This is a genomic window from Roseivivax lentus (assembly GCF_900156805.1).
GTDB classification, from domain to species: domain Bacteria; phylum Pseudomonadota; class Alphaproteobacteria; order Rhodobacterales; family Rhodobacteraceae; genus Roseivivax; species Roseivivax lentus.
Window position 1 is genome coordinate 25368 of record NZ_FTOQ01000027.1, and the last position, 8614, is coordinate 33981.

7 protein-coding genes and 2 pseudogenes are annotated in these 8614 nt (G+C 64.2%); 8 read left to right on the forward strand and 1 reads right to left on the reverse strand.

Annotated elements, in window-relative coordinates; translation table 11 throughout:
- Positions 1-26 precede the first annotated feature (26 nt).
- From BW990_RS20380 to BW990_RS20410, 7 genes are all read left to right on the forward strand, one after another.
- Positions 27-1607, forward strand: coding sequence for an AMP-binding protein (locus BW990_RS20380; protein ID WP_076451264.1), 1581 nt, complete (start codon positions 27-29; stop codon positions 1605-1607).
- On the forward strand, positions 1604-2662 hold the full coding sequence (locus BW990_RS20385) for a phosphotransferase family protein (RefSeq protein ID WP_076451266.1): 1059 nt from the start codon (positions 1604-1606) through the stop codon (positions 2660-2662). Before BW990_RS20380 ends, BW990_RS20385 begins: the two co-directional genes overlap by 4 nt.
- Positions 2659-3189: a TRAP transporter small permease subunit gene (locus BW990_RS20390; protein ID WP_234990326.1), complete on the forward strand. Its 531-nt coding sequence runs from the start codon at positions 2659-2661 to the stop codon at positions 3187-3189. The genes BW990_RS20385 and BW990_RS20390 overlap by 4 nt, the downstream gene beginning before the upstream one ends.
- Positions 3189-4496 carry a TRAP transporter large permease gene (locus tag BW990_RS20395; RefSeq protein WP_076451268.1) on the forward strand — a complete coding sequence of 436 codons (1308 nt, stop codon included), beginning with the start codon at positions 3189-3191 and terminating at the stop codon, positions 4494-4496. The genes BW990_RS20390 and BW990_RS20395 overlap by 1 nt, the downstream gene beginning before the upstream one ends.
- A 41-nt stretch (positions 4497-4537) precedes the next feature.
- Entirely contained in the window at positions 4538-5590 is a 1053-nt protein-coding gene (gene dctP / locus BW990_RS20400; protein ID WP_076451270.1) for a TRAP transporter substrate-binding protein DctP, read from the forward strand.
- Positions 5591-5669: 79 nt separating this feature from the next.
- The gene (locus BW990_RS20405) at positions 5670-6659 is read left to right on the forward strand and encodes an NAD(P)H-quinone oxidoreductase (protein ID WP_076451272.1); all 990 of its coding nucleotides are present in this window, start codon (positions 5670-5672) and stop codon (positions 6657-6659) included.
- 3 nt (positions 6660-6662) lie between these two features.
- Positions 6663-7622: an alpha/beta hydrolase gene (locus tag BW990_RS20410; protein WP_076451274.1), complete on the forward strand. Its 960-nt coding sequence runs from the start codon at positions 6663-6665 to the stop codon at positions 7620-7622.
- 444 nt (positions 7623-8066) lie between these two features.
- Here BW990_RS20410 and BW990_RS20415 read toward each other — a convergent pair.
- A pseudogene (locus BW990_RS20415) lies at positions 8067-8225 on the reverse strand (integrase core domain-containing protein); the annotation flags it as partial.
- Between the two features lie 76 nt (positions 8226-8301).
- Here BW990_RS20415 and BW990_RS22520 point away from each other — a divergent pair.
- A pseudogene (locus BW990_RS22520) lies at positions 8302-8614 on the forward strand (IS110 family transposase); the annotation flags it as partial.

The following is an 8614-nucleotide window of genomic DNA, read 5'->3' on the forward strand; positions in this document are numbered from 1 at the left end:
TGTCACGCAAGGAAGGGAGGCCACACATGTTCACAGACCCGCATCTGGCGCCGCGTTCGGCGAATTTCCGGCCTCTGACACCGCTCGACCTTCTGGATCAGGCGCTTGAAGTGCATGGTGCCCGCCCGGCGGTCGCCTGGGGCGCGCATGTCTGGAGTTACGATGAATTCGGCGCGCTCGTGGCGCGTCTGGCCGGCCATCTGCGCGCGCAGGGCATCGGCGCCGGCGATGTCGTGTCGGTGATCGTCGGCAACCGGCCCGAGATGATCGCGGCCCATTTCGCGGTCCCGGCCCTGGGCGCGGTCCTGAACACGATCAACACCCGGCTCGGGCCGGACGACGTGGCCTACATTCTGGATCATGCGGGCAGCAAGACGCTTTTGTGCGAACGGGATCTGCGGCCCGATCTGGACCTCGACATCCCCGTGGACGTGCTGTGCAGCGCGCCGGGGGCAGGCGACGGGCTCGATCTGTTTGCGGGCGACGTGCCGCCGCTCGACCTGTCTGGGGCGGTCACGGACGAGGCCCAGCCCATAAGCCTGAACTACACCTCGGGCACGACAGGTCGGCCGAAGGGCGTCGTCTATGCCCATCGCGGGGCCTATCTGAACGCCGTGGGCAATGTGCTGGCGCTGGGGTTCACCGCGGAGACGCGATATCTCTGGACGCTGCCGATGTTTCACTGCAACGGCTGGTGCCATGCCTGGGCGGTCACCGCCGCCGGGGGGATGCATGTGTGCCTCGACCGGGTGGAGCCGGTGCTGATCCTCGACACGATTGCGGCCCACAGGGTCACGCATATGGCCTGCGCGCCGGTCGTCCTTTACATGCTTCTCGAACACGCGACCGAGCAACCGCCGGTGCGCGTGCGGGTGGCCACGGGAGGGGCCGCGCCCACGCCCGCACTTCTGGCGGGGCTGTCGAAGCTGGGTTTCGATCTGCACCATCTCTATGGGCTGACCGAAAGCTTCGGCCCGGCCACGATCAACGATCCGGGCGATTCCTCCGCCGATATCGAGACGCGCGCGGCGCTTATGGCCCGTCAGGGACGGCGGCATGTCACCGCCGGACGCGCGCGCGTCGTCGATGAGGCGGGACACGACGTGCCTGCCGACGGTGAGACGATGGGCGAGATCGTGCTGGCCGGGAACACGGTCATGTCCGGCTATTACAGGAACGCCGAGGCCACGGAGGCCGCGTTCAAGGATGGCGTCTTCCATTCGGGTGATATCGCGGTGATGCATCCCGACGGCCAGATCGAGATCCGCGACCGGCTCAAGGACGTCATCATCACCGGCGGAGAGAACGTCTCGAGCCTGGAGATCGAAAAGACGCTGCACAGCCATCCCGGCGTGCGCCTGGCTGCCGTCGTCGCAGCCCCGCATCCGAAATGGGGCGAAACGCCCTGGGCCTTCGTCGAGACGAAGGTCGCCGACAGCGTCACCGAAGAGACGCTCGAGCGGTTTTGCCGCGACCATCTGAGCGGATTCAAACGGCCCAAGCGCTTCATCTTCGGCGAGCTTCCCAAGACCGCGACCGGCAAGATCCAGAAATACAGGCTGCGCGAGGTCGCGCGCGACATGGCCAACCGCGAGGACGTAGCATGAGCGGGACCGCCACCCGAGCCGCCGGGACCGAGTTCGATCCCGATGCGCTGCGCGCCTGGCTGGCCGCGCGGGATGTGCGCGGAGAGAAGCTGTCGCTTGATCGGATCGGCGGAGGGCAATCGAACCCCACCTGGTTCGTGACCATCGGCGATCACCGGCTGGTGCTGCGCAAGAAACCCAGCGGGCCGATCCTGAAAGGCGCCCATGCGATCGAGCGGGAATTCCGCGTGCTGCGCGCTTTGCGCGACACCGATGTGCCGGTGCCCGAGGCGCTGTGGCTCGAAGAAGATCCCGACATTCTTGGCACGCCCTTCTACCTGATGAACCGGCTCGAGGGCCGGGTGTTCGAGGATGCCGCCCTGCCCGGTGTCTCGCCCGAGGACCGGCGCGAGATGTATCTCGACATGGCGCGCACGCTGGCGCGGCTGCATGCGGTGCGGCCCGACGCGGTGGGCCTGGCCGATTATGGCCGTCCGGGCAATTATTTCGAGCGCCAGATCGGGCGTTGGACGAAGCAATACCATGCCTCGACCGGCCCGCGGATCGACGATCTTGACCGGCTGGTCGAATGGCTGCCTGACAATATGCCCGAAGACGATGGCGCCGTCTCCATCGCGCATGGCGATTTCCGGGTCGGCAACCTGATGTGGCACCCGACCGAGCCGCGCGTCGTGGGCGTGCTCGATTGGGAGTTGTCGACGCTGGGGCACCCGCTCGCTGATCTGGGGTTCTGCATTCTGCCCTGGTACTCGGCGCCGGATGAATATGGCGGGCTGAAAGGCACGGATTGGCGCGGCGCGGGTATCCCCGAATGCATCGACTTCATCGCGGAATACCACGCCCATGCCCGCCCGACCGCGCCGCTTCTGCCGTTTCATGTGGCCTTCGCCCTCTTCCGCTTTGCCGTGATCTTCGTAGGCATCGCGGACCGCGCGCGCAGCGGATCGGCGGCCTCTGCCGAGGCCGCGCAGCTTGGTCCCCTCGCAGAGCGTTTCGCGCGACGGGGCGTCGAGGTCATCCAGAACAAAAATACATGCATCGGGGAGATGGTATGAGGCTTCTGAAACTGTTCGACACCTTCAATGAAGGTCTGGGGAAGCTGGTCAGCTTCCTGATCTGGGCGGGCATCGTCGTGCTGTGCTTCGAGGTCGTGGCCCGCTACGTCTTCCAGCAGCCGACGCTTTGGGCGCATGGCTACACCCAACGCATCTTCGGGGCCTATTTCGTGCTTGTGGGCGCCTATACGCTGCTGCGGCAGGACCATGTGCGGGTGGATCTGCTGCTCAATGTGGCGTCGCCGCGCTGGCGCGCCTTCCTCGATCTGCTGAATTTCGGGTTTCTGCTGCTCTGGGGCATCGTCCTGTCCTACGAGGCCTTCTGGTTCTTCGAGGACAGCTGGCGCTTCAACGAGGTCGATGACAGCGCGCTCAGGCATCCGATGTGGCCCGTAAAGCTGGCGATGTTCGTGGGCGTGGCCGCGATCACGCTGCAGGGCCTCGTGGAGGCGATCCGCTCGGTCATCCTGATCGTCAATCCCGAGGCCGATACCGGCCGCAAGGATTACTCGGCGGGGGTGGTGTGATGAGCCCGGAACTTCTGACAATCGGCATGTTCAGCATGCTTCTGATCTCGATCCTGCTGGGCGTGTCGCTGACCTTCGCGCTTGGCGGAACGGCGGTGGTCTTCGGCCTGCTGACCTTCGGTCTGAACGGGATGTTCACCATCGTCTCGACGATGTTCGGCTCGATGTGGTCGATCCTGCTGTCGGCGATCCCGCTTTTCGTCTTCATCGGCGTGGCGCTGGCACGGTCCAAGATCGCGGACGACCTTTATCACGCGTTCTATTTGTGGTCGGGCCGCACGCCCGGCGGTCTTTTGATCGGCACGTCCGGCTTTGCCGCGACGCTGTCGGCGATGACCGGCAGCTGCGCGGCCTCCACGGTGACGACAGGTCTTGTCGGCATGCCCGCGATGAAGAAACGCGGCTATGACAAGCGCTTCATGCTGGGCACGATCGGTGCGTCCGGGACGCTTGGCATCCTCATTCCGCCGTCGATCACACTGATCCTGATCGCGCTGCAGACCGGCCAATCCGTCGGTCGACTGTTCCTGGGCGGTCTGATCGCGGGGCTTTTGCTGCTGGCGATGTTCATGACTTATGTGTTCCTAAAAAGCCGATTTTCGCCGCATCTGGCGCCGGGCTCGGATGAACTCGCGCCACTGAGCGAGCGGATCAGCTCGCTCCGCTCGGTGCTGTTGCCGCTTCTGGTGATCCTGTCGGTGCTGGTGTCGATCTTCGCAGGCATTGCGACACCGACCGAGGCGGCAGCCGTGGGCGCGGCGGCGGTCGTGCTGTCGGTGGCGATCCGGCGCGAATTGAACTGGACCTACATCAAGGCCGTCAGCCACGACACTGCCAGCCTGACCGGCATGGTCATCTGGATCGTTTTCGGCGCCTCGGCCTTCGTCGCGGTCTATGGCGGCGGCGGCGGCACGCGCTTCATGCAGGGCTATCTGCTGGGCCTCGAGATCGAGCCCTGGATGATGATCCTGCTGATGCAGGTGATCACGCTGATCCTGGGCATGTTCCTCGATCCGGTCGGGATCATCCTGCTGGTGCTGCCGATCTTCTTCCCGATCGTCGTGCAGCTTGGCTACGATCCGATCTGGTTCTGCATCCTGTTCCAGCTGAACCTGTGCATCGGCTATATCTCTCCGCCCTTCGGCTACAACCTCTTCTACCTGAAGTCGCTGAGCCCGGAGACCCCGATCTCCGAGATCTACCGGGCGATCATGCCGTTCCTGCTGCTGATGCTGGTGACCGGCGCCGTGCTGTTCCTGTTTCCGGAGCTTTTGACCAGCTTCACCGCCCTTCCCGACGGCCGCTGAGGCCCGAGGAAGATCTGTCCAACCAAGGGAGAAGAAAGACCATGACTGAGAACACCAAGAGCGTGTCGCGCCGGAATTTTCTGGCCGCATCCGCCGGGACCGCCGCGGGCCTGAGCCTGGCCGCGCCGCCGGCCATCGCGCAGGGCACCACCACCTGGCGCATGCAGACCCACTGGCCCACGGGCAACTGGTACTATGACGAAGTCTTCGTGCGCTACTGCAACCGCATCACGGAGGCCACCGGCGGCGAGCTGACCGTCGAGCCCTACGCGCCCGAGGCCATCGTGCCCACGGGCGAGGTGCTGAACGCCGTGCGTCGCGGCCTTCTGGAAAGCGCGTTCATCTATCCCGCCTACTGGATCGGGCGGATCCCGGCCGCAGGCCACCTGAACGGGCATATCGGCACTTGGCAGGGCCATGAGGAAATGGACATCTTCTATTTCGAAATGGGCGGCATCGACGTGATCCGCGAAGCCTATGCCGAACAGGGCGTGCACCAGGTCGGTCCCGTCTCCTATTCGGGCCTGACTCTGTGGGCCAACCGTCCGCTGCAAACGGTCGAGGATTTCTCGGGCTGGCCGGTGCGCTCCACCGGGGCGGCGGGCCTCGTTCTGGAAAAGATCGGCGCGGCGCCCGTGTCGATCCCCGGCGGCGAGCTTTATCAGGCGCTGCAAACCGGCGTTGTCGACGGCGCGCATTGGGGCGCCACGGCCACGGCCTGGGGCATGAACTTCCAGGAGGTCTGTACCCATATCATTGAGCCCGACCTTGTCGGTCATCTGAACGGTGAGGTGATGGTGGGCCTCGATGCCTGGAACTCCATCGGCACCGAGCTGCAGGCGGTCGTCAACGAAGTGACCCGCGCCACCTCTGCCGAGGCGGCGGCGCACTTCCTCTATCGCGATTACCTCTACAAGCAGGAATTCGTGAACAACATGGGCGGCACGCTCACGCAGATGGACGACGACACGGTGCGCGCGCTGCGGACCGCCTCGCTCGAGGTCGTCGACGACTTCTCGGCGCAGGATCCGGAATATTCCGGTCGCCTGGGCGAGATGCTGCGCGAATTCCTGACCATGACCGGCCGGATCTGATCCGTCCGCCGCACGACACTCCGGAGGGCACCACGGTGCCCTCCGCCAGTTTTGACACCGCCAGACAAAAGAGGCCGCAATGAGCTTGCCCAGCACCATGACCGTCGTCGAAATCTCCGAATATGGCGGGCCCGACGTGCTGAAGCCCGCAACCGCGCCGGTGCCGCGCCCGGGCGAGGGACAGATCCTCATCAAGATCGACCATGCCGGGGTGAACCGCCCCGACGCGCTGCAGCGCGCGGGAAATTACGCGCCGCCCCCCGATGCCTCGCCGCTGCCGGGGCTGGAGGCTGCGGGCCATGTGGCCGCCGTCGGCGCAGGCGTCTCGCGCTGGTCCGAGGGCGACGCGGTCACGGCTCTTCTGCCGGGAGGCGGCTACGCGGAATACGCCGTCACCGATGCGCGCCAGGCCCTGCCCGTGCCCAAGGGTATGAGCTTTGAGGCCGCCGCAGGGCTGTGCGAGAACTACTTCACCGTCTGGACCAACGTCTTCATGCGCGGCGGCCTCAAGGCCGGTGAGCGGTTCCTGGCCCATGGGGGATCTTCCGGGATCGGCACGACCGCGATCCAGCTGGCCAAGCTGCACGGTGCCCGTGTCTTCGCCACGGCCGGCACAGCCGAGAAATGCGCGGTCTGTGAAAAACTCGGGGCCGAGGCCGCGATCAATTACCGCGAAGCGGATTTTGTTGAAGCCATGAAGGCAGAAGGCGGGGCCGACCTGATCCTCGACATGGTGGGCGGCGAATACATCGCGCGCAATCTCACGGCGCTTGCCATGGACGGGCGGCTTGTCCAGATCGCGTATCTGCAGGGCTCCAAGGTCGAGATCGACCTGATGCAGGTCATGACCCGGCGGCTGACCTTCACCGGCTCCACCCTGCGTCCGCAATCGCTGGACGCGAAGGCCGAGATCGCCGCCGCGCTCGAAGCCGAAGTCTGGCCGCATCTTGAAAGCGGCGCCATCGGTCCCGTGTATGACAGCACCTTCCCGCTCGAGGAGGCAGCCCAGGCGCATGCGCGCATGGAAAGCTCGGCCAATATCGGCAAGATCATCCTGAAGGTGGCCTGAGCGATGGCGCCCCGCCCCGAATGGCAGAGCGCGGATCGCTCGATCCGGCACAGCTTCGCCTCGTACACCGAGTCGGGCCTCTCGCTGACCCTGCGACAGCGCGGCGAGGGCCCGCCGGTGCTGTTCGTGCATGGCGCGACCTTCTCGGGGCGCATCTTCGACATCCCGCACGAGGACCTGAACTGGCTGCAGGTCATGGCCGATGCGGGCTATAGCGCCTATGCGCTCGATTTGCGCGGTTACGGCCTGTCGAAGCCCACGGCCTTTCCAGAAGAGGGAGTCTATGCCTCGGGCGCGCAGGCCATCGCCGATATCGGCGATGCGGTCGACTGGATCATGGCACGGCATGACGGGGCCCGCGTGGCGCTGGTGGGCTGGTCCTGGGGCACGCTGACCACGTCTCGCTACGTCATGGCCGACGGACGCGACAAGATCCGCAGCCTGTGTCTTTACGCCCCGATCTACGCGGAGAGGAATGCGGGCTGGATCGACATGCTGGCCGATCCGGCAGACCGGTCCCGCCTGCGCCCGCTTGGGCCTTACCGCCGGGTGAACCTGTCCGACACGCGGATCCGCTGGGATGAACAGATCCCCAACGGGGCCGATTGGCGCAGCGAGGCGGCGCTTCTGGCGCTGGTTGAGTCCTCCTGTGCGGATGACGGCGCGGAGGGTGACACCGATCCGCCCAGCTTCCGCGTGCCGAACGGAACTTTCGTGGAACTGTGGGAGTGCTTCAACGGGCGCCCGATCCACGACCCTGCGGGCATCGCCTGTCCCACTATGCTGATCCGGGGATCGCAGGACACGACCTCGACCCGCAGCGACGCGCTGGCGCTCTTAGACCGGCTGACCTGCCTCGACAAGGATTACGTCGAGATCCACGGCGGCACGCATTTCATCAACGCCGAACGCCGCGCGCGTCCGGTCTTCGATGCAGTGACGAATTTCATCCGGCGCAGTTAAGAACCCGTGAAGATTTCTTGTCTGTCTGTCCACTTAACTTGCTTTTTTGCATCCCGTTTTCGTGTCACCGACTTTTGAATTGGGCTTTTGGGGACAGCTTTCACTATGAAGCAGGTATGGAGGAAAGATTTTTCGTATTTTCAGTGCAATTCACGCAGTGAAGAGCTTTTCCGCCGTCTGAAGAAATACCTGCCGCGAATATAAGTTTCTTTGCGCATCGCGATGCGTAAGGCGACCTCGGTTTATTCACTGTCGCTAAGTCGCCGGGCAGGAACACACCCTGCGGGACCCACGGGTTCAACGATGAAATCAAACTCATCCCATGTGAAGCAGTCCTCTTGCTAAGGGAAATATTGCCGTTCGCTTGCTGCAATTACGGAGCGCATAACGTCGTGCCACAAGAGAAAGGGTGGTCTGCCCCCATCGAGTGGTCCGGTTTGATTGTTAGTGCATGGTCGGCCTCTGGTCTATCGGCACGATGCTTTCTGGTGCGGGTGGACGGTATCCCAGAGAGCTATGGGGTTTGACAGTGTTGTAGTGGCGACGCCATCTCTCGATCAGGATCTGGGCTTCGCGTAGCGAGTAGAAGACCTCGCCGTTCAGATGGCGTAATCGGGGCTCAGTCCCCGGGTTCGCCGGTAGTCTTCTTGCCGGTAAGTCCATGACCGGGAGAACGACCATGACGAGAGTATTGTATGCGGGCCTCGACGTCTCACTGGAGATGACCAGCATCTGCGTTGTCGATGCCCAGGGCGGAATGATCCTTGAGGCAAAGGCGGTTTCGGACCCTGTCGACATCGGCGATGTGCTGGCTGGTATCGACGGCACCTTCGAGCGAGTTGGTTTCGAAGCCGGGCCTTTGTCGCAGTGGCTTTACAATGGCCTCACGAGCGCGGGCTTGCCCGCCGTCTGCATTGAAGCGCGACATGCCAAGGCTGCGATGGTGGCCATGAACCGCAACAAGAATGACCGCAACGACGCTCGATCTCTGG